Here is a 22,993-nt window from a genome sequence, read left to right as displayed (position 1 = left end):
CCCGTCAGCTCCGCGCGCCCACGGTTCACTGTCCTGGCGCGTACAGATCGAGCAGCTTGAGCGTCACGCCATTGGTCCAACCGAAGCCGTCCTGCAGCGGATACTCACCGCCACCTCCGCCCCCTGCGTTCGGCCCCTCGACGACGTATTTCTCGACGAGTTTTTGCTGCGCCGCATAGACCTGTTTGACGTCGGCCAAAAAGCGCGTGCCGACGTCTTTGGCGAGGTCGTCACGCCCGTAGCGGCGAGCGCCTTCGATCGTCAGCCAATGCAAGGGCGCCCAACCGTTCGGCGCATCCCATTGCTGGCCGGTTTCGAATGTCGTCGTCGCGAGACCGCGCTCTTTCAGCAGGTTCTGGTTGACGGCCGACAGCGTGCGCTGCGCACGCTCGGGCCATGCGACACCGGCAAACAGCGGATAAAGCGCGGCGGCGGAAAGGTTGTCGCGCGGCTTGCCGAGCCGCCAATCGTAGTCGCCGTAGTAGCCGTTGCGATTCCACAGATAGTGATTGATGCCTTCGGCCCTCCGCTTGGCCCGGCCGATGAACTCGGCGACACAGCGAAAATCGCGCGCCACGCCGCAGCCTTTGACGATGGTGATCTCGAGCCCGAACATCAGGCTGTTCAAGTCGACCGGAACGATCGACGTCGTGCGAATCGTCGTGAGGTTGCGGTTATCGCCGAACCAGCGCGAGCTGAAATCCCAGCCCGACTCGGCAGCGGCACGCAGATCGCGATAGACCTCGTTGGCGGGACGCGACGTGACCTGCTGCGCGGTCTTCACATCTTCCAGATACGATTCGTCACGCGGCGTATCGCGTTCGTCCCAATAGCGATTGAGCACCGTCCCGTCCTGCATCACCACGACGTTGCGCGTCGCCTGCCCACGCTGCGTCGCGTTTTCGCCGGTCATCCAGTAGGCGTACTCCTTGCGCAACTGCGGCAGATATTTCTGATAGACGCGTGGGCCCTCGTTGTTGGCGGCGAGCGTGACCATCTGCGCGAAGAACGGCGGCTGCGAGCGGCTCAGGTAGTAAGTGCGATTGCCGTTGGGAATATGGCCGAAGCGGTCGATCTCATAGGCGAAATCGTCGAGCATGTCGTCGACGAGCTCTTCGTGCCCCGACTCCTGCAGGCCGAGCATCGTGAAGTAGGTGTCCCAGTAGTACCCCTCTCTAAACCGGCCGCCCGGCACCACATACGGCTTGGGCAGCGCAATGAGCGAGCTGAAGGGCGGGGCGCTCGTCGTCGTGCGCGTCAGTTTCGGCCACAGCCAGTTGATATGCTCGCGCAATGACTGTCCGCTTGGCGGTGTGATGGGCGGTTCGGAAGGCAGTGTGAAATTGGCGAGGACAAAACTTTTTAAATCGAAATTCGGTTGATTCTTTTGCTGTGCGTAAAGCTGCAGGATAGTGGCGGGATCGCTGTTGGGCGTGGCATCGACGAATGTTTTCTGATCGTCGAAGATTTGCTGCGTCTGCACGGCGACGAATAAATCGCCATAGAGTTCGGACGGGGGTGGCGGCAGCGTAGCCAGCGCATCGGCGCGGGCCAGGCCGGCGCCGGCGAGCCCGGCCAGCAACAGCAGGGCGGCGAGCTTCGAAACGGTACGCTGCGGGAATGGTTTGGCTTGGGAAAAACGCGGACGAGAACAACGGAATTCGGACGATGCGAACATTGCTCCTCCTGATCGATGACGATTGGTCGCGTCTGGTCTCCTCTTTTTCGTAGTCGTGCCCGGAATCGGGGCAACGCGATTTTGCCAGATCGCGCATAAAAGAAAATCGCCGCCTGATTTTTAAAAAACAGGCGGCGATTTCGAATGCGGGAAAACTGCCGGATCGAATCAGGTTGTCTCGATGCCGGTTTCGTCGGAGGAGGCGGATGGGCTCTCCGATTCCAGGCCCTCGCCGAACCACGGGACGTCTTCGCGCAGCGTGCGCAAATAGGCTTCCCAACCGCGGGGATTGCCGTCGAAGAGATGGTGGCGCACGGAGAGCGCGAGCGCGTCGCGATCGAGCGAATCGTCGAGCAGCAGTTGGGGCCACAGACAGAAGGCATGCAGCACGTTGGCACCGAATTCACGCACCGTCATGCGTTCGAAGACGTATTCGACGAACGGAACATCGGCGAGCAGTTGTTGCGTTGCGATCAACTCGCCGATCGTTTCGTCGCCGCGCTCGTACTCGAGGATGTGGCTCAACGTCTGCAAAGCCGCGCCGAGATGCAGCAGCAGGGCCCGGCGTTCGAACGCATCGTTCATTCCAGTTTCCTCCCGCGGTAGTGACCCGCCGTGAGCGCACAGGCGAGGCACGGACAGTTCCGTCATTGTAGGCGTATCGGCCATCGACCTGGATCGAATCTTGAATGTCGAAAGCGGGTTCGCCGCGCTCGATGCAACTTGCCTCCCGCCAGCGAGTCCCAAGCAGAGTTTTCGGATATGGGCGGCGGGCACAAGTCATATGAATGGAGCTTTGAGACTGGAGCAGGTCAGCATCGTCGTCGTGGACGATGATCTCGCCAGCAGGGAATCGCTGGCACTCCTGCTCGAATCGGAGGGCGCGCGCGTAGTGACCGCCCACGATGCGGAGGAAGGTGTCGATGCCATCTTGCGCACGCGGCCCGATGCGGTGGTGTGCGACATCGATTTGCCCGGTATGGACGGGTTTTATCTGATCCAGCGCATGCGCGACGACGAAATCCGCAGCGATCGGGCACCCGCCGTCGCGGTGGCGGTCACCGGCCATTCCGGCGACGCCTACCGCCTGCGCAGTATCGGCGAGGGATTTCAATATTTCATGACGAAGCCGATACAGCCCGCGCAATTCGTCACATGGTTGGCCGATGCGATAGGCGAGCGCACCACGGACTAGCGCCAACCGCCATACGGACGCCGGGCAGACCTTTATGCGTCCGAGGTAGTTTTTGCAAATTTTCCTGTCAAAGTTGCGTTTCGATTGGACGCCGCGCACTGGGCGAGTGCGAACGGCGCGAGGCGAGCGCGCTGCGGCCGTATTTTTTCGAGCAGCAGTTGGCCTGCGGCAGTGCCATCAACTGCGGCGACCGGCGGATATCGCATAGGCATACATCATGCTTGAAGGGTCATCCAATACGCTACCGTGCGCCCGCCCTCAACGAATTCTCATCGTCGTCGCTTATGCATTCGGATCTCCCCGCCTGGGACGCTCGGCCAACGTCGTCGGTGCCGTCTGCGCTCGAAGCGCCCTTCGAGGAGCGTTTCCGGATTCTTATCGAATCGGTCCAGGACTACGCGATTTTCATGCTGGACGCCGACGGATATGTCATCAGCTGGAATCCGGGCGCGCAAAAGATCAAGGGTTATGCGGCCGACGAGATCATTGGCCGGCACTTTTCGACGTTTTATCCCCCTGAGGACGTAGCCCGCGGCAAGCCGGCGGCCGAGCTCGCGGCGGCAGCCGCCGATGGTTCGGTGGAAGACGAAGGCTGGCGCGTGCGAAAAGACGGCTCGATGTTCTGGGCCAATGTCGTCATCACCGCGGTCTACAAGAACGAGGATGGGGTGCGCAAGCTGTGCGGGTACGCGAAAGTCACGCGCGACATGACGGAGCGCAAGCGGCTGCGCGACCTCGAAGCGGCGAGTCAGCACATGAACGAGTTCCTCGCGACGCTCGCTCACGAACTGCGTAACCCGCTGGCGCCCGTGACGAACGCGTTGAGCGTCATGATGCTCGAGCCGCTCATCAGTCCGACACTGAGGCAGTGCCGCGATCTCATCGACCGGCAGATCGCGCATTTGACGCGACTCGTCGACGATCTGCTCGACGCCGGGCGGATCACCACGGGCAAGATCGCGCTGCGGCTCGCACCGGTCGATCTGCGCGAGGTCGTGTCGCGCTCGGTCGAAATGATCCGGCCGCATGTCGCCTTGCGCCAGCAACGCGTGGACGTTCATGTGCCCGAGGAGCGCGTCGTCGTCAACGGCGACATGGCGCGGCTCGTGCAGATTGCGCAGAACGTGCTCAACAATGCGTCGAAATTCTCCGAACACGGCGGCCGCATCGTCGTGTCGGTTACCGAGGAGAGACAGACGTTCGCCGTTCTTCGCGTCTCCGACAACGGATGCGGCATCGAAGCCGGAGCGCTCGAATCGATTTTCGATCTGTTCGTGCAGGCGGACCACCGGCTCGAACGCACGGAAAGCGGGCTCGGCATCGGTCTTACGTTGTGCCGGTGGCTCGTTCAGATGCATGGCGGTGCCATCAGTGCCTCGAGCGATGGCCCCGGTTGCGGCGCGACTTTCACGATTCGCTTGCCGCTTTACGGGGCGCAGTTTGCGGCGAACGACGACGCGCGCATGGGCGCCGCGGCCCCCAAGGACCTCGAGCCGGCGCTGACCATTCTCATCGTCGACGACAACCACGATTCGGCCGACAGCATGGCCATGCTGCTGCGAATGAGGGGCCATAGCGTCGATGTGGCCTACAGCGGTGCCCAAGCGCTCACGTTCGCGCACGAGAACGCCCGCATCGACGTGGCGCTGGTCGATATCGCGATGCCCGGGGCGGACGGCTTCACCGTGATGCGCCGCCTGAAGGAGACGCCGGGGCTGCAGCGCGCGCTATTTGCCGCCATGACGGGGTTCGGCCAAGCCAGCGATATTGCCCGCTCGCTCGACGAAGGCTTCGATGTCCATCTTACGAAGCCGGTGCAGTTGCCGCTCGTCGACGCCTTGCTGCAGCGTGCGATCGAACGGCGTTCCGCGCCCGGGCAAGCCGGTGTGTCGGCTTGATCGCGCCTACCTGAGCGCTGCGCAGGCTTACGTGAGCGGTCGATCGATATGTTTTTTGAACGGCGCGCGCTGCGCGAGCCTCTGATACCAGCGCTGGAGGCTCGGCATGGGCGGGCGTTCGATGCCTTCGAGGCCGAACCAGCGCTTCGCAAAGGCGCCAAGGACGATATCGGCGATCGTGAATTTGTCGCCTTCGATGTGAAAGCGGCCTTGGAGATGCTCGTCCAGCAGTTTCCATCGCTTCGTGAGCGTTTGCAGATTCGCCGCGAGTGCGGCCATATCGCGGTTTTCCGGCGGCGTGCGCACCAGGGTGGCGAAAACCGGGCGCTCCGCCGGCTGTAGCATCGAGAGCGACCAGTCGAGCCACCGGTCGATGCTGGCGCGCAACTTCGGTTCGCTCGGATAGAGCGAGCTCGACGCGCCGTATTGCATGGCCAGATAACGCAGAATCGAGTTCGATTCCCACAGCGAGAACGTTCCGTCGACGAGTGTCGGAATCTGTCCGTTCGGGTTGAGCGCGAGGTAATCGGCATCGTCGACGTGGCCGAACTGCATGCCGGCATCGATGCGCTCGAACGACAGACCGAGTTCGTCGCAGCACCAGAGCACCTTTTGCACGTTGACCGAGTTCGCACGTCCCCAAATCTTCAGCATCTTCAAAAGCCTCCCAGTGAAAAAATGCGGCGCCCGAAAAGGAGCCGGCGCGCGCGGTTTGTACAATACGCCGAATTCGAACCCTGACGCGAGAACCCGTTCCCCATGGCCCGCCTGATTCCCGACGATTGGAAGAACGTTGCCGCAACCGGCGCGGCCGAGCGCGAGCGCGAGACGCTTGCGCTGCTCGAAGCGATGCTGCCGGCGAGCTACACCGTTTATCACGGCGTGCATTGGACGCGATTGAATCGGAGTTTCTCCGTCTTCGGCGAGGCCGACTTCGCGATCGTGAGTCCGGCCGGCCGCGTGTTGCTCGTCGAGCAAAAGGCCGGTTTTCTGCGCGAGACGCCGAAAGGCCTCGTGAAGGTCTATCTGCAGACGGAACGCAACGTCTCGGTCGAACTGGCTCGCACGCTCGAAACGATGCATCGCCGCTTTACCGCGGCCTTCGGCACCGGTACCTATGGCATCGAGGGCTTGCTTTATTGTCCGGACTATATCGTGAAGGACACCGCGATTGCCGGACTCGCGCCCGAGCGGATCGTCGACGCCCCGCGCAGGGAAAGACTCGTGTCGGTCATCCTCGACGCGTTGCCCGCCGACGAGCCGCGTTTGCCCTGCGCGCCGAAGATCCACCACTATCTTGCCGACGAGCTCTCGCTGACACCCGATGCGAGCGCGCTGGTCGGACAGGCCGGCACGCTCGTCACGCGGCTTTCGGGCGGGTTGGCGACGTGGGCGCGCCGCCTTCAATTCGAGCCTTTCCGGCTGCGCGTAATCGGCACGGCCGGTTCCGGCAAGACGCAGCTCGCGGTGCAAGTGATGCGCGACGCCGCGGCGAGCGGCAAGCGCGCGCTTTACGTCTGTTTCAATCGCCCGCTCGCGGACCATATCGTGCGCGTTGCCCCGGAGGGGGCGAAGGTCGCGAACTACCACCAGCTTTGCGATTGGATCGCGCGCGACGTGGGCCGTGCTCCGGACTTCCAGTCCGCCGACGTCTTCGCGCGTCTGGAAGCCGTTTTCGCGCAAGCGCCGATCGGTGAGCATTGGCGCTTCGACGTGCTGATCGTCGACGAGGGCCAGGACTTCCAGGAGCCGTGGGTCGAGGCGCTCGCCCGTCTCGTGCGGCCCGTCGGTGCATGGTGGTGGCTCGAGGACCCGCTCCAGAACCTCTATATGCGCGAGCCGGTGGCGCTACCCGGCTGGACGGTACTGACGGAAACGACTAACTACCGCAGCCCGCGCGACGTGCTCGATTACGTGCGCGACAAGGTTGGCGACGCGGCCCCGCGCGCGGCGGGGCTCGGTTCGGGCAGCCCCTTCGACGGTTCGCAGGTCGTTTTGACGTCTTACGAGGATTCGACCCCCTCGGCCGTCGTCGAAGCGACCAAGCGTGCGATTACGCAGGCGCTCGCGCTGGGCTTCCGGAAGCAGGACATCGCAGTGCTTTCCTACCGGGGCCGCGAAGGCTCGGTATTCACGGCGCTCGATCAGCTCGGGCCCCATCGCCTGAAGAGTTTCACCGGCAAGTACGACCTGTTCGGCAGCCCTGAATACCGCGACGGCGACGTCCTGCTCGAATCCATATACCGCTTCAAAGGGCAGTCCGCCCCCTGCGTGATCCTGACCGAGGTCGATTTTGACGCGCTCGACGAGCGAGCGGCTCGCAAGCTCTTCGTCGGCGCCACACGGGCGACGATGAAATTGATCGTCGTTGCATCGCAGCGTGCCTCGGCATCGCTCGCAGTACCGCAGTGATCGGACCGGGACTTCCCGGTTTCGGACGGAAACGGGTTTCCATTGCTCGCGCGTAAATCGAGCGTTCATCTATGAAACTTGAGGCGATCATTTGATCCGTTCGAAATCAAATGCAACGCATGCTCGATTGATTTAGATCAAACCGGTAACCCCGGCTCCAAAAAACGATTATTGGCTTCCACGTATATTGTCCCTCGTCGTACATGCGATAAGCTGAAAAACGGGCGCGTATAAAATAGTATTGTTTCAGTGGTGCGGCCGTCGGCGGCCCGTTCCAAGCCCTACTGGACCGGCGCGGCGGGCGAAAGCGAAGCCGCGGCGGATAGGAACTCGAGGGTAATCGCCAGCATCAGGATTACCCTAAATCCGCTTGTAGAATAAAAATTCTATGGGTAACCTTTGTCTACCCCTTGCGTTAATCGATGAGGGGGCAAACAGCAGGTTGTTTCGATAATTCGCTTTTCCGTTCGCCCGCGAACATTCCGGCATTATCGATTCGGATCGATAACTTTTGACGGGGCGCAAATCTATGTATACAGGATCATTCGATCGGCAGGAGCAATTTTGCTCCGGCGATGTCGTGACGCTGAAGACGGGCGGTGCACGTATGACAGTCACGCATGTCGGCTCCACCGACGATGGCGGCAGTTGGTTGCTGTGTCAATGGTTCGACGAGCACGGCGAACTGCGCCAGGAAAAGTTTCTGCAAGATGCACTGTCGCTCGAACCGCGCTCCATCTCTCCGGGACTCGTTCGGCTTCGCGCACACGCCGGCTCGGCCCGCTCCCAAGCGTAGCCTCAAGTCCGCTTGAACCGCGCGCGCCGCACTGACGGCGTGCCCGGTCCGTACCTCACCGATCCTCAGCTGTTCTGTCGCGAGCCTCTCTGCGCGCCACGCGCGCAGCGAGCGCTTGAGAGAATGCGACCATCGTGTGCATGCGGCGTTTGCGCACCACCTCGTGTTCGACACCGGGAGGGGGATTCGGCAACGTCGCCCAATAGAGCGCGATCAGCCAGCCGAAGCCGGTCCAGCCAAGGCATGCGTTGAAAAGGGCAATCGTCAGAACATCGCGGCGGCGCCGGCGATCGGCGGTGATCGCCGGCAGGAAGTACAGCGCGAGCGCCGCGAAAACTTCGATGCCTTCGATGATCTCATCGAGCATGGTTCGCGCTAATCGACGGTAGTGAGCCGATTGTCGCGCGTTCCCGGCGTTCGTGCACGACGCGGCGGCAGGCACTATCATGTGCGCTTTGACCGATTGCGACGGTGCACTGAGCCATGACAGCAGCCGATGCCACGCAACCGCCGCTCGATCGCGGCGCCCTGAGCACATTCGTCGAGCGCAAGTGGGACGACGAGATCGTTCCCGCCTTGACCGATTACATCGCCATTCCGGCAAAGAGCCCCGCGTTCGACGCGAACTGGTCCGAGCACGGCTATCTCGAGCGCGTGGTAGCCGATGCGGCGGCCTGGGCCGAGGCGCAGCGCGTGCACGGATTGACGCTCGAGATCGTGAGGCTGCCGGGGCGCACGCCGGTGATTTTTTTCGAGGCGCCTGCCACGCGTTCGGGTAGCGGCGAGTCGATCGTCCTTTACGGGCATCTCGACAAGCAGCCCGAGTTCGAGGGCTGGCGCAGCGATCTCGGGCCGTGGACGCCGAAATACGAGGACGGCAAGCTCTACGGGCGCGGCGGCGCCGACGACGGTTACGCCATCTATGCGAGTATCTGCGCGCTCGCGGCACTCGATGCGCAGGGCGTGGGTCGCCCGCGTTGCGTCGGCCTCATCGAGACTTGCGAGGAGTCGGGCAGCTACGACCTGTTGCCCTATGTCGATGCGCTGCGCGATCGGCTTGGCGACGTCGGTCTAGTGGTCTGCCTCGATTCCGGTGCCGGCAATTACGATCAACTGTGGCTGACTACATCGCTGCGCGGCCTCGTCGGCGGATCGCTCGAAGTCGAAGTGCTCGACGAAGGCGTGCATTCGGGATCGTACGGCGGTATCGTCCCGTCGAGCTTTCGCGTCATGCGCCAGCTTTTCGAGCGGCTCGAAGATGCCTCGACGGGCAGGTTGCTGCCGCAGGCGTTTCATTGCGCCATCCCCGAGAACCGGCTGCGAGAGGCCGAGGAGACGGCGCGGATCCTTGGCGACGAGGTCTGGAAACCGGCGCCCTGGGCGTGCGGCCAGGACGGCAAGCCTGTGTTGCCGGTCACGACGGACGCGCGCGAAGCGCTGCTCAATGCCACCTGGCGTCCGTCGCTTTCCGTCACCGGGGCGGCCGGGCTCCCGGCGCTCGCCAGTGCCGGCAATGTTCTGCGCCCGCGCACGGCGTTCAAGCTGTCGTTGCGCGTACCGCCGCTTGTCGACGCGGCGCGGGCGGTTGCCGATCTCAAGGCACTGCTCGAACTGGATCCGCCTTACAACGCGCGAGTGACATTCAAGCCCGAGGCCAGCGCCGCAAACGGCTGGGATGCGCCTGAGCTCGTTCCCTGGCTGGCCGATGCGCTCCAGCATGCGTCGCAGGCTCACTTCGGCGCGCCGTGCGCGTTCATCGGGCAGGGCGGAACGATCCCGCTCATGAATATTCTGCAAGCGGGATTTCCGCGCTCGCAGTTCGTCGTATGCGGCGTATTGGGCCCGAAATCCAATGCGCACGGACCGAATGAGTTCCTTCATGTCCCCTTTGCCAAGCGGCTGACCGCGGCGATGGCCGAGATCGTCGCCGCGGCACCCTGATCCCGATCGAGCGCCTTCCCGCGCTACCGTATGCTCGACCCGTTCGTCGGGCGAGCCGAAACACGAACGAAACAATAAATAGTGGAGAGTTCGACGTGGGGACGTTGATTCTTGGCTTGATCGTCTTTCTTGGGATGCACTCGTTACGTCTCGTCGCGGAGCCCTGGCGCAACGCGAACTTCGCCCGGCTGGGCGAGACCCGTTGGAAGGGCCTTTATTCGATCGTTTCGATCGCCGGTTTCGTGCTCATCGTCGTGGGATACGGCATGGCCAGGCGCGCGCCCGTCGTGCTATGGGCGCCGCCTTCCGGTGTCCGTCATCTGACGGCGCTCATCGTCGCCGTGGCGTTCGTGCTCATTGCCGCCGCCTATGTGCCCGGCAGCCGCATCAAGCGCATCGTCGGGCACCCCATGTACGCCGGGATCGCGCTATGGGCGGTCGGCCATTTGCTCGCGAATGGAACGCTTCAGGCGCTCGTGCTGTTCGGTGGATTCTTTGTCTGGGCCACCGCCGGATTGCTGGTGTGGCGCCACCGGGATCGGCTCGCGCACGTGCGCTATGCCGCAGGCTCCGCGGCCGGCGACTTGCGGGCGGGGGCGGTCGGCCTCGTCGCATGGGCGCTTTTTGCATTCCTTCTGCATGGCTGGCTGATCGGCGTTCGTCCGCTCGCCTAAACCCAGCTCTTTCTTTCCCCGTCCGCCGGCATTGCGCCGGCCTCTCCGTCCGCTCCGTCCGCCGCTTCGCGCCGCGCTGCGGCGCCTCCCTGCCTTCGTTCCCACTCGAATCGGTAAAAATACCCAAATCTGTCGGTAATGTCGGACTAGTCCTACGGCAGTTCGGTATATCCTACGCGACTCTCCGTCCTGCGCCGATTGTTACGTCAGTTACATTAAGTAACAATCACGCTCATAACAAAGGGTGACTGCCCTCTGTTGCAAGGATTACCGGCTCGCGTCCGCTTCACACCCGCACGATCCCCGGATTCAACGCAACGGCAGATCGATAAGAGCGCAAACGTTTGGCACTCCTAACTAAAAACGGGGCGCCATTTCGCGGGGAAGACCATGCAAGAAATGATTCGCGAGGCGCGGCCCTCGCGCGGGGATGCTTTTGTCAAAACAGTGCGGCGCGTCTGCGTTCCACTGGCGATACTTTCGGCGCTCGTGCCGGTGGCCGCCTCGGCGCAGACCGCGCTGAGCTATACCACTTCCTGGATCGGCAACACGTTCGGCTATGGCGATGGCAAATGGGTCCAGCTCGATGTCGAAGCGATGGCGGTCGGCACCGACGGAACCGTTTATACCGATGCGCCGTGGGACGAGAGCGGCAGTGAGATCAGTGCCTACAAGGCCGGTACGAAGGTGGCCTATGCCGGGCAGACGCACGGTTGGGGCAATGGGGGCGGCGACGCCGTCGCCGTCAACGGTACTTATCTTTATGCGGCAGCGTCGATCGGCAACCAGAACGGGACGCTCGTCGGCAGCGGTTATCCGTCGAGCGGGTCGCAATGGTTCGGCATTACGCGCCGCACGCTTTCGAATATCGCGCAGGGCGCACCGTTCGCAAGCGGCGTCGGCAACCTGGCCAATCCCGCCAAGAACAGCTTTCTCATTCTGAATACCGTAGCGAACGGCACCGACGCCGGCATTCGCGGCCTGGCCGCGACCAGCGCCGCGCTCTACGTAGCGAATACCTACAAGAACCAGATTCAGGTGTTCGATGCGAACACGATGGCGCCCGTGCGCTCATGGAGCGTGCCGTCGCCGGGCAATATCCTCATCGATACCGATGGATCGCTCTGGGTCATCCAGGGGCTCGCGACGAACCGCACGGTGAATCACTACTCGTCGACGGGCGGTGCGTTGGGCGCCGTGACGTTGCCGACCGGCACGGTGCCAGTCGGTCTCGCCTTGTCGCCGTCGAACCAGATATTGATTGCCGATGGCGGCGCGTCGCAGCAGATCCTCGTCTATGGCAAGACATCGACGGGCGGCCTGCAGGCGGTGACGGGGATCGGTACGCGCTACGGCATTTTTGCGTCGACGCCGGGTGCGCCGGGCGACTGGCGCCTGAATGGCGTCACGGGCATCGGCTTCGATGCGAACGGCAACCTTTATGTTGCGCAGAACGGATTCGGTCCGCGCACGCTGGGCTCGACGCAAAACGGCGAGGGCACGGTGCTCGAAAGCTACAACTGGTGGACCAAGGCGCTGAACTGGCGTCTGCAGGGTCTGCTTTTCGTCGATGGCGCCGCGATCGATCCGGCTTCGCCGAACGACGTGTTCAGCGGCTCGAAGCATTTCAAGCTCAACTATGCGGCCAGCGCGGGTCAGGAATGGTCTTATGCGGGTTTCACGCTCAACCGGTTCCGTTATCCCGACGACCCCGCGTTTCATACGACCCGCGGTGTGCGCGGCGAGCCGCTCGTGCGCCGCATCAACGGCGTGCGCTATCTGTATACGCAAGATATGTATTCGCATTACCTGAGCGTCTATCGATTCGATGCCGCGACGAGCGGCGAGGTGGCGATTCCTTCGGGATTGTTGTCGCAGAATCCGATTCCGGGTGGTTGGCCGGCAGGCCAGCCGACCTACGGCGAATGGATGTGGCGCGATCAAAACGGCGACGCAACCGTGCAGGCGAGCGAAATCCAGACGAACCCGGCAACGGGCAACAGCGTCTACAACGGCTACTGGTGGGTCGACGATGCGGCCAACGTGTGGCTCGCGACGGGGGGCAGCGGAATTCGCGAGATGCCGCTGCAAGGTGTCGATTCCGTCGGCAATCCGATCTACAGCTACAGCACCGCGAAGACGTTCCCGATGCCGCAGCCGTTCACGAGGATATCCCGCATCGTCTACGACTCCTCGAGCGATACGATGTACATCTCGGGCTACACGAGCACGGCGCCCTACGACTCGGCGAATTGGAAATCGATCGGCCGGGTGCTGGCCCGCTACAACAACTGGAGTTCGGGTTCGCCGCAACTGCAATATGTGATCGCCCTTGCTTACAGCCCGACGCTGAGCCCGCCTGTGATCCCCGTCAGTCTCGCGCATGCCGGCAACTATGTATTCGTCGCGGAGGATACGACGGCGAAACTCGATGTCTACGATGCACGCACGGGCCAGCAAGTCGGCTCGCTGGCGCCGGGTGCAACGGTGGGCGGCATCAGCGGCTGGATCGACACCGAAATGGGTATCAGCGCCGCCGTGCTTTCGACCGGCGAGTACATCATCCTCGCCGAGGAAGACGCTCGTGCCAAGGTACTCATGTACCGGTGGAAGCCTTGATTGCGGCGCGCAAGCCCGTGGCGGGCCGCGGAAACAGCGTGTAGACCGAAAGGGCGACGATGCCGGCAACGAGCCAGACGATCGTCCATGACGTCCCCGACAGCAGGTGCGCGATGACGAGCGGTGTGACGAACAGGCCCGCATAGACGACCGTGTTCGCCATGCCGAGCGCCGTTCCGGCACGCGTCGCGCCGGCCAGCGTCGCAAGCTCGGTATAGGCCACGCCGTGCCAGGCCGACACGCAGATTCCGGCCGCCACGAGCAGCATCACGAGCATGCCGACCGGGACATCATGGCCTGCGCCGGTGGCGGCCGCGAGGATTGCGAACGATGCAGCCGCCACGAGCGTCGAGCCGCGCAGGTAAGCACGCCGATTGCCGTGGCGGTCGGTATGGCGCCCGCTCCAGACGCGCATGACCATTGCGCCGAGCTGAACGGCGGCCATCGTTACACTGATGCCCGCTGTACCCAGTCGACCGAAGTCGTGCAGGAACACGCTGCCGAACGTGATGACCGCGAATTGCGGCGCGCACAGAATGCCGATGGCGAGCGCCACACGCCAGATCTGCCAATCGGCGAGCGGACCTAGCGTCGATGTCGGCGCCGGTGCCGACGAACTGCCCGCATCGTCCATCGGGGGGCGATGCAGCCAGCGCCACGTAAGCACCGCGGCCATCGCGCACATCAGCGCGAGCGTACCGTACACGGCGGCAAAGCCGTACGAGGAAGCCAACCACGGCAGCAGCGATGCGCCGATTCCGCCGCCGAGCGGCACGGCCGTCTGGCGGATGCTCATGGCCAATCCGCGCTCGCGCTCGCCGAACCATCTCATGACGGCCCGACCGCTCGAGCCGTTCACGCTGCCGCCGAAGACGCCCACGATGCACATGCCGACCGCGATCAACGCGAGCGGGGGAACCGAGGTACCGGAAGGCACGCCGGCGAGCAGCAGCATAAAAAGAGCGAGGGCGAATCCGGCCAAGCCGATGAGCAGCACAGGCCGGTCGCCGAAGCGATCGGTTGCGACGCCCCACGGCAACTCCGAAACGGCGAGCCCCAATCCGATCGAACCGAGTACGACACCGAGGCCCGCGTTATCGAGGCGATAATCGGTCCGCATCCACACGCCCGTCGTCGGGATGCCGGCCGCTGCCGCGGAGAAGGCTGCGTTGGCCACGACGCCCGCCGCCAGAACTTTCCATCGATGCGAGGCGCCGAAGGTTTTCGGCTTCCGTGCTGCATGACCCATCCAGTGCAGGTTCATTCCCATGGCTCCCAATCGTTCGACATTCGATGTTTGACGGGCGCAGTGTCGCACTCTATGATCGTCCCGAAAATCGCAAAATTTTGAAGCAGTAGTTCGGAAAACCAGGACGATCGAGCGAGAGCCGCCATGAGTCATATCAACTTCGATGTCGCCATGCTGCGCAGCTTCATCATCGGCATGGACCTCGGCAGTTTCGCCAAGGCAGCCGAGCGCGTGGGGCGATCGACCTCGGCGGTCAGCGCGCAGATTCGCAAGCTCGAGGAGCAGACCGGCACACCGCTCTTTCTCAAAGCGGGGCGCGGCCTTGCGCTGACCGAGGCCGGAGAGGTTTTCCTGCGTTACGCCCGGCGGCTCGTCGAGCTCAACGACGAAGCTCTCGCCGCTACGCGCGGGACCGACTTGCAAGGGTGGGTGCGCTTGGGGCTTCAGGAGGATTTCGGCGAGACTTTGCTGCCGGCCGTGCTCGGCCGTTTCGCGCGCGCGCATCCGAAAGTGCGCATCGAGGCGCGCGTGGCGCGCAATACCGATTTGCTCGCCCGGCTCGACGCCGGAGAGCTCGACCTCGCCCTCGTCTGGGACGACAGCGATCTGTCCGCCCAGGCTCGGCGAGTGACCGGCAGGTGCGTCGAAGTCGCGAAGCCCGCGGTGCAATGGATCGCGTCCGATGCGTTGCAATGGACGGCCGAGCGCGGCGAGCCGCTGCCGCTCGTGCTGTTCGACGGTCCGTGCACGATCTGCGGGATGGCCACCGCGGCACTCGATCGTGCCGGAATCGCATGGCGCGTCGCGCTGACGAGTCCGAGCCTTGCCGGACTATGGGCGGCCACGGCGGCGGGGCTCGGCGTCACGATGCGTACGCACTATGGCTTGCCCCAGGGGTTGCGGCCGCTCGACGCCGATGCATGCGGGTTGCCGCGCCTGCCAGCCTTGTCGCTCGTGCTCGTGCGGGCGTCCAAGGCGTCGAGCGCGCCGGTCGAGCAGCTTGCCTCGATCATGTTCGACGCTGTGCGGGGTTACGTCAGCCCGCTCGCCATTGCGGCGTGAGGCGGGCCGAACATCGTTGGTAACAGCGGGCTTCGAGGGGGCATCCGAACGCGGCTCACGCGCGCTGGGGTGCAGTGGCGGGCGGCGTGCCTTCGTGGAAGAGGCTGACGAGTTGCGCCCGCAGCTCCGGGGAGTCGACATGGTGATGGATTGCAACGGCGTGCTGCACGGCGGCTTCGACCAGCTCTTCATCGGAGTCCGCCGCCAATGCGACGGTACAGTTCATCTCGCTTGGAAACTCACGGCAATCGATATATTTACGCGTCATGGCATTGCTCCTTGTGCGAGTGTGCGTGGGGAGGGCGGTGTGCGCCATCGCTGGCGCCCGCCGGTTCGAGCGGCCGGCCTTTCTTCAGTGTTTTGAAGGGAATATGAAAGCTTGCGCTCGGCCTCTATGTGATAGGCCTTGCCGCGCCAAACTGGAAGAACGTAAACCCGGAGCGGCGCTCAGCCGCGCGAGCCGCGCGCGATTTCGTCCCCTGCGTTGGGCTCCAGACGGCGTGTGATCGGAATCGAGCCGAACGAGAAAAGACCGACGACGAGGAATGCCGGCCAGAAGTCCGACCACGTCGCGTGGGGATGGCCGTGCGCCGAGCGTGCAATCTGCACGACGATGCCGCCGATCGTCACGCCGAGACCGAGCGACATTTGCTGGACGACGCTGCCGAGGCTCGTCGCTCGCCCGACGTCGCGGCTCGCAATATCGGCATAAATCATCGAATTGAGGCTCGTGAATTGCAGCGCGGGGAAAAACCCGCCGAACAGCACGATGATCCAGATGAGCCAGACGGGCGTGCCCGGAAAGAACGAGCCATACGCGGCGATCGCAACGCCTGCAAAGACTGCGTTATACATGAGCACGGTGCGAAAGCCGAACGTTCGCAGTACGAACGAAGTCAGCGAGCGCATGAACATGCTGCCGAACGCCGATGCGCAGGTGATGAGGCCCGATTCGAAGGCGGACATGCCGAGCCCTTCTTGCAGCGCGAGCGGCAGCAGAAACGGCACCGCACCGAGCCCGATGCGGAACATCGAACCGCCGAGCACGCTGGCGCGGTAGGTCGGAATCCTCAGGAAGCTCAGATCGAGCACGGGTCGGGCGGCGCGTTGCGCGTACAACACATAAAAGGCGAGCAGCAGCACACCCGTCAGGCACATTTCGTAAGCGGTCCGGTCTTCGATCAGTTCGGCGCCGATGAACGACATGCCGAGCAGCAACAAGGAAGCGCCAATGGCCGAGAGCAGGAAGCCGAACCAATCGAGCGGGCCCGGATGCGGTTCGTGCGTGTTGGCGATGTGGCGGTTCGTGAGATAGATGCCGAGTATGCCGATCGGCACATTGATGAAGAAAATGAGGCGCCAGTGCAAATACGTGGTGATGAAACCGCCGAGCAGCGGCGCCGCGGCCGGCGCAAACATTGCCGGCAGGCTCAGGTAGTTCATCGCGCGCACGAATTCGCTTTTCGGCACCGAGCGGAAAATGATGATGCGCCCGACCGGCACCATCATCGCGCCACCGATACCCTGTAAAAAGCGTGCAAGCGTGAAGAGGGGCAGCGAACGCGAGGCGGCGCACAGCAGCGAGCCCGCAATGAAAACGCCGATGGCAGTCCGAAACACGGTGCGCGCGCCGAAGCGGTCCGCAAGCCAGCCGCATATCGGGATGAACACGCCCAGACCCACGACGTAGCTCGTGATCGCCACTTTCAGCGCCACTGGGTCGGTTCCGAAATCGCGTGCCATCGAGGGCAGCGCCGTGACGATGATGTTGGCATCCGCGCTTTCCATGAACAGCGCACAGGCAACGATCAAAGGCGAGATGAATGCTTGGATGGCAAGCGGCATGAAAAAGCGGCGTTGCGGCGGCGGGCACAAAGCACGAATTATGCGCCGAGTTTGCCGCATGCGCGCGCAACCGCGCACCCCAACATCAAAATATCGGTTGCGCGCGCAACGAGCTCAATGCCGAGCCATGGGCCCGATGTGGTTGGGCTACCGTGCGAAAGGATGCCGCTCGATGTAGGCGGCAAGGCGGGCCATGTCGAAACTGCCCCAGCCGGTCGGGTAGTCCCAACCGCTGCCTGCGACGTAGCCGTTGCCGTTATACCCATTGTTGCCCGCGGTGACATCGTGCACGAGCGATGGCGTCGCGCCGACCGAGGCATAGATGCTCGACGCCGGGAAGCCGAGCCCGTTGTCGCGAGCCGATTGCAGCCGCGCCCAGAATCCGACGAAGAGCGGCGACGAGAGACTCGTTCCCCCGACCTGCATGACCTCGCCGCCGACGCGGATCAACGCTCCGGTGCTTTGCGCGGCATCGAACGCGATGTCCGGCACGGCGCGGTTCGTGGGTCGGGGGCTGACGGCCAGCGAGCGCTGCCACGATGGCGCTGGCAGATAGGCGCTCAAGCCGCCGGTCGATGCCCAGAGCTTGCCGTTCTGATCGAGGCCTTCGTTCCAGACCGTCTCGCTCGCGTAGCCGCCGTTGCCGCCGGTGAAGAGTGTCGTGCCGCCGACGGCAATGACGTGAGGCGACGAGGCCGGCCATGACAGCGAATAGGTGCTGCCGTCCGGGTATCCGCGGTTGTTGCATTCGTAGGCGCCCTCGTCGCCCGACGAGACCGAGAAAGTCTGGCCCTGCGCCACGGCGGCTGTGAAGATCTGTTCTTCGGTCGCGAGCGTTCCGTCCGCGTTGGCATCGGCTTCGCACCAACCCAGCGAGACATTGATGACTTTCGCCTGGTTGTCCGTGACGGCCTGGTTGAACGCCTGCGTGAGGCCGGCGTTGCCGGCGTCGAGATCGGCTTCGTAAAAGACGAGCCCGCCGAGCGCACCGCCGGCCGCGCCGACGATGCTCTGGCTGTCGAGGTCCCATTCGACCTGGCCGTCCGGATCGTCCGCGTAATTGCCGTCCGGGTTGCCTGACCGGACGGCCGAGACGTTCACCGGGGGCAGATTGTTGGCGCTCGTGAACTGGCTCAGATCGGATGCGGCTTGATTGGCACCGCCGATCGTGATGATGCCCACGGTGGTGTTTTCAGCGCTTGGCAGCATCGCCGCGTTGTAAATGCCGGGGAATTCGAGCGGATCGTGACCGATCGCCGTGCCGCCGCCGGCACTGGCTGGCGGCGTGCGCGGGCCAATGCGCGCCATCGTGTGGGCGCGTGTGATGTTTTGCAGGCCGAGCACGGCCATGACCGATTCGCCGAGGGCTTGCGGCACCTGCGCCGCCGCGGCATTGGCATACGCCGCCCGCCCGTTTCGGCGAAAGTGCACGAGCGGGGTACGGAATGCGGTTTTCACGGTGCCTGCGGTGCCGTCGGCGGAAATCAGCATGCGGTTTTTCGACACCTGGATGTTGATGAATCCGTTTTGCCGCAAATGGGCGACCACGCGCTCTATTTGCCGGGGCGTCGGAGCGAAGCGCTCGAGGAACGTCTCGGGTGTCAGGAACTTGTGATAGTTGGGATCGGCGGGACGGGTGACCGCGGCGGCCAGGTCGCGCAACTGTCCGAAGTCCCGCGCTTTCATGGCCACGACGATGTGTGCGGCCTCGCCCGCCTTCGCTTCCCGCGTGGGCTCGACGGCGAAAGTGCGCAGTTGGCGCGGGTTGAGAAAGCCGCGTGTGGCGGTGGCAACCCATTGGGGGTTCTCGTGCAAGGCGGCGGTGCGCGCAGCGGGGTTCGCATCGGGCGCTGCCTCGATAACGGCCGCCGTCGCCTCGACCGACACTGACGCGGCGGCAAGTGCCGCTCCGAGGCACAACGGCGATATCGACCGCATTAATTTTGCTCTCGATTTCAATTCGACCTCCTAAGGGATTGCGCTTTGCCAGGAAAAAGCCGGCATTCGTTTCAAGCTGCTCGATCGATTCTGATGAGCGCATCCAACGTAAGAGACAAAAGGTTTGCCGTACAGCTGTCAGATGTGTGAGGGAGCGTCCTGCGCGCCGCGCAGAGGGCTATGGGGACTGCGGCGACCGTGTCTTATCGATAAACGCGTATGCGAATTTCGTCGTTTTTATCGCCGATATAAACCGTATATCCGATTTGAATCGCATTCCAGTGATCGGGAATATCGCTTGATACATGCGAAACCCGTGTTCTGAATATCGAGTGCTTAGTGTTGGCGAGCCGAGGGCGGCCGGGCTATCGATATGAGGCCGCATTACCGATCGCGGGTGTGCTTGTCATTCCCCGTGTTCCGAGATGCTCGCTCGGACTGGCTGGCGACCGTCCTGATTCCAATTCCGCCTCGGCGTGCGTACGCGCCATCAACGTCAACACGTTGACGAACTGATCGCGGGCCTCGCGCAGAAACTCACTGGTCAACCGCATGGTCCTGCGCGACTCGTCGTGCGAGAGCGCCCCACGCGCTTCCGCACCATTGAGCACGTTGCGCACGTGCGACTTCGACAGTCCCAGCATGTTGGCCACAGCCGCGCCGCTGATCGCGAGGTCCAACGCCTCGTCAACCGGCGTGCGCGCGGCGAGACAGGCCTGATAGTGCGCACGCAGCAGCGCATAGGCAATGCGTTGCCCGCATTCGTGATCCTCGAACCATTGCCACTGCGTAAAGCGCTTGCCTGCTTCGGCCACGCCGTCGATGACGATGATCGATGCCCTGACGAAGCGCTCGAAGTATGCGTTGTCTTCATCCAGCCGGTTCGCGCATTCGGCCGGCATGATGCCGATGGCATGCGCGAGTTCGAGATGATGCCGCAGCCAAGTCCTCAGTCCCTCGACGACCCGCGGGCCGGGGACGAGGAACTTCTGCCTCCGGTCCGTCGGGTCCGGCTCGACCGACACGAGTCGTGCCACCTTCGCGATGCCGATGAAAGCGGCCAGGGTGCGACCGCTGCCCGTTTGCGCCTGCAAGCTGGCCAGGGTGGGACGCGGCCCCACGCCGGCTTTCCAGTCGAAATGCGCAATGACGAGTCGTCCCATGGCGTGAGACTGGAACACGCGCGCAAAGATCTTGTTGATCAGCCGCTCGCCCACGAACAGTTCGAGCACATGCTCGGTATGGCGCAGCACGGCGCGGGCATAACGATCGTCGTCGATCATGAGGTCCTCACGTTTTCATGAGCGTAGCGCAATAGATGCAAAGTTTGGACTTGTTGCGCGCTTGTCCGTCGTCCGATCATTGACACGCTTCAACCCACAACGAAATCACTGACGAGGGGCCAGCCATGTCAAGCCATGACGTTACCGACGCACCTGCCGATACCGACGATCTCGGCGCACCGTATAGACCGGTTCGTTTTCGCATTCGCTCTGCACTCGCGGGGGGCCGTCCAGTGGGCACCCGCTTTTTCGACAGCGCTGAACATTGGTCCATCGTCGACGGCATGTCGCTGCCGATGGCAGATGGCTCATTCGCCGATGCCGCCACCTATGAATTCAAATTGAGCAACGGTGCCAAACTCAAGTTCGGGCAGATTCTCGCATTGGCCGGCGACTTCTACGCCATTCCCACCAAGCCGATTTCGGACCAATCCGACACGGAGCGCGCATTCAAGGATGCGTTCGATACCCTCGACCATGGCGACACCGGCGAGATCGGCCGGATTCTCGCCATCATGCAGGAAGAGTTCCAGGCGTTGACAGAAGCGATTCTGTCGGGCGATCCGGCCCACGTCGCCTACGAAAAGTTCGGCGATAAATGGAATGCCCAATACAACCAGGCGACGGGCGGCTCCGGCAAATCGAACTACTACCAGTCCATCGGCGACTGGGGCCGCTTTATGTGGCTGGTCTCCTACAACTGGGATCATTTCGGCGAGCATGCCCGTGTCGTCTATTCCGCAGGGCTCTCGCTCGCGATGAAGACGGCGGCCGAAGGCCACGGCCAGTCCGGTCCCGCTGCCAACACGGCGCTGTTGCGAGCTTACGTGTACCTCGCTTTCGCGTGCCACTATCTGACCGACAGCTATTCCGCCGGTCATCTGCGTACGCCGCGCCGGCATATGCATGATTTCAACGCGGCGCATACCTCGACCGTTCACTTCGCGCCCGATGCATGCTCGAACCTGATGCACAACGAGGACAGCTATAACGGCCTTTGGGTGCGCAACGAGGCGGGCGACCACTGGATCGCCTTTGGCGACGGCCGGTACTTCGACGAAGCCAACCGGGCGAACCGAAACGTCATGCGCGCGGCCCTGCGTGAAGCGATTCGCGACGTCTACGAGGCATTCAAGCGCGGCGCATTGCCGGCCAGCGCCCGGTCGCACCGCTTGCTCCCAGATTTGCCGCTCAGCGCCGATGACAAGAACAATTACTCGCCGCTCTTCACCGTCGTGAAACCGGGGGAGATGGCTTATCGGCGGGAATTTCCGACCGACCCCAAGGCCTACCGATGGCTGAAAGTGGGCGACGGTTATCGGCGCTGGGTGGGTACATTGCTCGACTTTCACAGCATCTTCAAAATCGCGATGCGAGGCGCGCCGCCGAAAACTGGAGAAAGCAGCGGCCCGAACGTGCACGACCGCGATGACGTGGCCGCCTGGCTCGCGCAGGGAGGCCTGCTGCAATCGCAAGGCGTTCCGTTACTGACCGATGCGACGCCGTCGTCGCTGGAACACGGCGGCCGACTGTGGGTCTGCGTGAAGCAGGGCAGCCAGTTGCTCGTCGGGACTCATACCGGTCAGTGGAGCGAGTTCGAGCCGATCGGTGTTGCCGATGCGTCGACGGGCGGTTGTCTCGTCGCTCATCAAGGCGTGCTCCACTGCTTTTATGCCGATACAGGCGGAGCAATTCAATGGTTGCAGCATCGAGATGGCGCATGGTCGTCCCAGGGGCCGGTGACCGCGCAGGGACAGATTGCGCTGACCGATGCGATGCCGGCCGCGGTTTCGCTCGCGCTCAGCAATCAGTTATGGCTGGTTTGGAAAGCACGCGGCGATAGTTTGCTTCACCGCGCCTGGCGTCAGGGACCGGACTCGCACTGGTCGCCGTTCGACAACATGTACGGTGTGGGGCAACCTCCCTACGCCGCGCGAACCGACGATCAACCGATTGCGGTGTACACGCCCGGCCAGGCGTACTTCTACTACCGGTCGCACAACGGTTACTCGTTGTACTGGCTGACACTCGTGGACTATACCGACGGCGCGCTGTCGACTTTCGGCAATCAACCCGTCGCAACGGCCGATGGGTGGCAGCCCACGACTACCGGTGCGGTGGCGGCGGCCTCGGCGGGCGCAGCGAACCGCTCGCTGATGGTCTTTCCCGCGCACTCGGACGGGCGCCTTTCTTCCGTTGCCCAGTACCAGGGCAAGCAGTCGAATGTTCCGCAATTCCTGGTCGACAGCGTCGTCACTTCGGACGGCCATCCTCTAAGGAGTCGCTTCACGCCTGCGCTGACGCACTTCGCCGGCAAATATTGGCTGCTCACCGTCGACCCCGATTCGCGGCAAGTCATGCTGGCTTTTGGTTTGCAATAGACAACGCAAGGAAAAATGCCCG

Annotated in this window: 18 protein-coding genes; 9 read left to right on the top strand and 9 right to left on the bottom strand. The window is 63.2% G+C overall.

Annotation, left to right across the window (positions count from 1 at the left end; genetic code table 11):
- Positions 1 to 25: 25 nt before the first annotated feature.
- The gene (gene treA, locus ACO1XS_RS09835; RefSeq protein ID WP_331566341.1) at positions 26 to 1,678 is read right to left on the bottom strand and encodes an alpha,alpha-trehalase TreA; all 1,653 of its coding nucleotides are present in this window, start codon (positions 1,676 to 1,678) and stop codon (positions 26 to 28) included.
- Between the two features lie 168 nt (positions 1,679 to 1,846).
- Positions 1,847 to 2,263: a hypothetical protein gene (locus ACO1XS_RS09830; protein WP_486390559.1), complete on the bottom strand. Its 417-nt coding sequence runs from the start codon at positions 2,261 to 2,263 to the stop codon at positions 1,847 to 1,849.
- Positions 2,264 to 2,462: 199 nt separating this feature from the next.
- Here ACO1XS_RS09830 and ACO1XS_RS09825 point away from each other — a divergent pair, with 199 nt between their 5' ends.
- Both ACO1XS_RS09825 and ACO1XS_RS09820 read left to right on the top strand, forming a co-directional pair.
- Positions 2,463 to 2,873, top strand: coding sequence for a response regulator (locus ACO1XS_RS09825; RefSeq protein ID WP_486390558.1), 411 nt, complete (start codon positions 2,463 to 2,465; stop codon positions 2,871 to 2,873).
- A 284-nt stretch (positions 2,874 to 3,157) separates the two neighbouring features.
- A complete protein-coding gene (locus tag ACO1XS_RS09820; RefSeq protein WP_486390557.1) occupies positions 3,158 to 4,771 on the top strand; it encodes a PAS domain-containing hybrid sensor histidine kinase/response regulator in 1,614 nt (537 codons plus the stop codon).
- A gap of 27 nt (positions 4,772 to 4,798) precedes the next feature.
- Here ACO1XS_RS09820 and ACO1XS_RS09815 read toward each other — a convergent pair whose 3' ends face one another.
- Positions 4,799 to 5,425, bottom strand: coding sequence for a glutathione S-transferase family protein (locus ACO1XS_RS09815; protein WP_331566335.1), 627 nt, complete (start codon positions 5,423 to 5,425; stop codon positions 4,799 to 4,801).
- A gap of 105 nt (positions 5,426 to 5,530) precedes the next feature.
- On the opposite strand from ACO1XS_RS09815, the gene ACO1XS_RS09810 reads away from it, so the two are divergent.
- Together ACO1XS_RS09810 and ACO1XS_RS09805 are read left to right on the top strand one after the other, a co-directional pair.
- The gene (locus ACO1XS_RS09810; protein ID WP_486390556.1) at positions 5,531 to 7,183 is read left to right on the top strand and encodes an ATP-binding domain-containing protein; all 1,653 of its coding nucleotides are present in this window, start codon (positions 5,531 to 5,533) and stop codon (positions 7,181 to 7,183) included.
- A 529-nt stretch (positions 7,184 to 7,712) separates the two neighbouring features.
- Entirely contained in the window at positions 7,713 to 7,979 is a 267-nt protein-coding gene (locus tag ACO1XS_RS09805) for a YodC family protein (protein WP_440559539.1), read from the top strand.
- A 55-nt stretch (positions 7,980 to 8,034) separates the two neighbouring features.
- Here the strand turns inward: ACO1XS_RS09805 and ACO1XS_RS09800 are convergent, their stop codons facing one another.
- Positions 8,035 to 8,346, bottom strand: coding sequence for a superinfection immunity protein (locus ACO1XS_RS09800; protein ID WP_331566329.1), 312 nt, complete (start codon positions 8,344 to 8,346; stop codon positions 8,035 to 8,037).
- Between the two features lie 116 nt (positions 8,347 to 8,462).
- Here ACO1XS_RS09800 and ACO1XS_RS09795 point away from each other — a divergent pair, with 116 nt between their 5' ends.
- The 3 genes from ACO1XS_RS09795 to ACO1XS_RS09785 all read left to right on the top strand — a co-directional run bounded on the left by ACO1XS_RS09795 (position 8,463) and on the right by ACO1XS_RS09785 (position 13,213).
- A complete protein-coding gene (locus ACO1XS_RS09795) occupies positions 8,463 to 9,920 on the top strand; it encodes a M20/M25/M40 family metallo-hydrolase (RefSeq protein ID WP_486390555.1) in 1,458 nt (485 codons plus the stop codon).
- A 95-nt stretch (positions 9,921 to 10,015) separates the two neighbouring features.
- The gene (locus ACO1XS_RS09790) at positions 10,016 to 10,594 is read left to right on the top strand and encodes an NnrU family protein (RefSeq protein ID WP_486390554.1); all 579 of its coding nucleotides are present in this window, start codon (positions 10,016 to 10,018) and stop codon (positions 10,592 to 10,594) included.
- Positions 10,595 to 10,993: 399 nt separating this feature from the next.
- Positions 10,994 to 13,213 (top strand): NHL repeat-containing protein, encoded by a 2,220-nt coding sequence (locus ACO1XS_RS09785; protein WP_331566581.1) that lies wholly within the window; start codon positions 10,994 to 10,996, stop codon positions 13,211 to 13,213.
- On the opposite strand, the gene ACO1XS_RS09780 is transcribed toward ACO1XS_RS09785, so the two are convergent.
- Positions 13,191 to 14,477, bottom strand: a complete 1,287-nt coding sequence (locus ACO1XS_RS09780; protein ID WP_486390576.1) for an MFS transporter — start codon at positions 14,475 to 14,477, stop codon at positions 13,191 to 13,193. The two genes, ACO1XS_RS09785 and ACO1XS_RS09780, sit on opposite strands and share 23 nt — an antisense overlap.
- A gap of 129 nt (positions 14,478 to 14,606) precedes the next feature.
- On the opposite strand from ACO1XS_RS09780, the gene ACO1XS_RS09775 reads away from it, so the two are divergent.
- A complete protein-coding gene (locus ACO1XS_RS09775) occupies positions 14,607 to 15,524 on the top strand; it encodes a LysR substrate-binding domain-containing protein (RefSeq protein ID WP_331566321.1) in 918 nt (305 codons plus the stop codon).
- 55 nt (positions 15,525 to 15,579) lie between these two features.
- On the opposite strand, the gene ACO1XS_RS09770 is transcribed toward ACO1XS_RS09775, so the two are convergent.
- The 4 genes from ACO1XS_RS09770 to ACO1XS_RS09755 all read right to left on the bottom strand — a co-directional run bounded on the left by ACO1XS_RS09770 (position 15,580) and on the right by ACO1XS_RS09755 (position 20,590).
- On the bottom strand, positions 15,580 to 15,792 hold the full coding sequence (locus ACO1XS_RS09770; RefSeq protein ID WP_331566319.1) for a DUF1059 domain-containing protein: 213 nt from the start codon (positions 15,790 to 15,792) through the stop codon (positions 15,580 to 15,582).
- A 179-nt stretch (positions 15,793 to 15,971) separates the two neighbouring features.
- Positions 15,972 to 17,369, bottom strand: a complete 1,398-nt coding sequence (locus ACO1XS_RS09765; protein WP_331566317.1) for an MFS transporter — start codon at positions 17,367 to 17,369, stop codon at positions 15,972 to 15,974.
- 147 nt (positions 17,370 to 17,516) lie between these two features.
- Positions 17,517 to 19,307 carry a S53 family peptidase gene (locus ACO1XS_RS09760; RefSeq protein ID WP_486390553.1) on the bottom strand — a complete coding sequence of 597 codons (1,791 nt, stop codon included), beginning with the start codon at positions 19,305 to 19,307 and terminating at the stop codon, positions 17,517 to 17,519.
- A gap of 365 nt (positions 19,308 to 19,672) precedes the next feature.
- The gene (locus tag ACO1XS_RS09755; RefSeq protein ID WP_486390552.1) at positions 19,673 to 20,590 is read right to left on the bottom strand and encodes a hypothetical protein; all 918 of its coding nucleotides are present in this window, start codon (positions 20,588 to 20,590) and stop codon (positions 19,673 to 19,675) included.
- A 125-nt stretch (positions 20,591 to 20,715) separates the two neighbouring features.
- On the opposite strand from ACO1XS_RS09755, the gene ACO1XS_RS09750 reads away from it, so the two are divergent.
- Positions 20,716 to 22,971: a hypothetical protein gene (locus tag ACO1XS_RS09750; RefSeq protein ID WP_486390551.1), complete on the top strand. Its 2,256-nt coding sequence runs from the start codon at positions 20,716 to 20,718 to the stop codon at positions 22,969 to 22,971.
- Positions 22,972 to 22,993: the final 22 nt, after the last annotated feature.

This window comes from Trinickia sp. (assembly GCF_057351765.1).
Note: the sequence above shows the minus strand (reverse complement) of the source record. Positions and strands in the feature narration are given on the sequence as shown.

Bases quoted from the DNA above. Each gene is read 5' to 3' on its own strand.
- ACO1XS_RS09785 (WP_331566581.1), top strand. From the start codon at position 10,994: ATGATTCGCGAGGCGCGGCCCTCGCGCGGGGATGCTTTTGTCAAAACA.
- ACO1XS_RS09760 (WP_486390553.1), bottom strand. From the start codon at position 19,307: ATGCGGTCGATATCGCCGTTGTGCCTCGGAGCGGCACTTGCCGCCGCG.
- ACO1XS_RS09800 (WP_331566329.1), bottom strand. From the start codon at position 8,346: ATGCTCGATGAGATCATCGAAGGCATCGAAGTTTTCGCGGCGCTCGCG.
- ACO1XS_RS09750 (WP_486390551.1), top strand. From the start codon at position 20,716: ATGTCAAGCCATGACGTTACCGACGCACCTGCCGATACCGACGATCTC.
- ACO1XS_RS09765 (WP_331566317.1), bottom strand. From the start codon at position 17,369: ATGCCGCTTGCCATCCAAGCATTCATCTCGCCTTTGATCGTTGCCTGT.
- ACO1XS_RS09770 (WP_331566319.1), bottom strand. From the start codon at position 15,792: ATGACGCGTAAATATATCGATTGCCGTGAGTTTCCAAGCGAGATGAAC.
- ACO1XS_RS09780 (WP_486390576.1), bottom strand. From the start codon at position 14,477: ATGAACCTGCACTGGATGGGTCATGCAGCACGGAAGCCGAAAACCTTC.
- ACO1XS_RS09815 (WP_331566335.1), bottom strand. From the start codon at position 5,425: ATGCTGAAGATTTGGGGACGTGCGAACTCGGTCAACGTGCAAAAGGTG.
- ACO1XS_RS09775 (WP_331566321.1), top strand. From the start codon at position 14,607: ATGAGTCATATCAACTTCGATGTCGCCATGCTGCGCAGCTTCATCATC.
- ACO1XS_RS09820 (WP_486390557.1), top strand. From the start codon at position 3,158: ATGCATTCGGATCTCCCCGCCTGGGACGCTCGGCCAACGTCGTCGGTG.
- ACO1XS_RS09810 (WP_486390556.1), top strand. From the start codon at position 5,531: ATGGCCCGCCTGATTCCCGACGATTGGAAGAACGTTGCCGCAACCGGC.
- ACO1XS_RS09825 (WP_486390558.1), top strand. From the start codon at position 2,463: ATGAATGGAGCTTTGAGACTGGAGCAGGTCAGCATCGTCGTCGTGGAC.
- ACO1XS_RS09795 (WP_486390555.1), top strand. From the start codon at position 8,463: ATGACAGCAGCCGATGCCACGCAACCGCCGCTCGATCGCGGCGCCCTG.
- ACO1XS_RS09805 (WP_440559539.1), top strand. From the start codon at position 7,713: ATGTATACAGGATCATTCGATCGGCAGGAGCAATTTTGCTCCGGCGAT.
- ACO1XS_RS09755 (WP_486390552.1), bottom strand. From the start codon at position 20,590: ATGATCGACGACGATCGTTATGCCCGCGCCGTGCTGCGCCATACCGAG.
- ACO1XS_RS09830 (WP_486390559.1), bottom strand. From the start codon at position 2,263: ATGAACGATGCGTTCGAACGCCGGGCCCTGCTGCTGCATCTCGGCGCG.
- treA (WP_331566341.1), bottom strand. From the start codon at position 1,678: ATGTTCGCATCGTCCGAATTCCGTTGTTCTCGTCCGCGTTTTTCCCAA.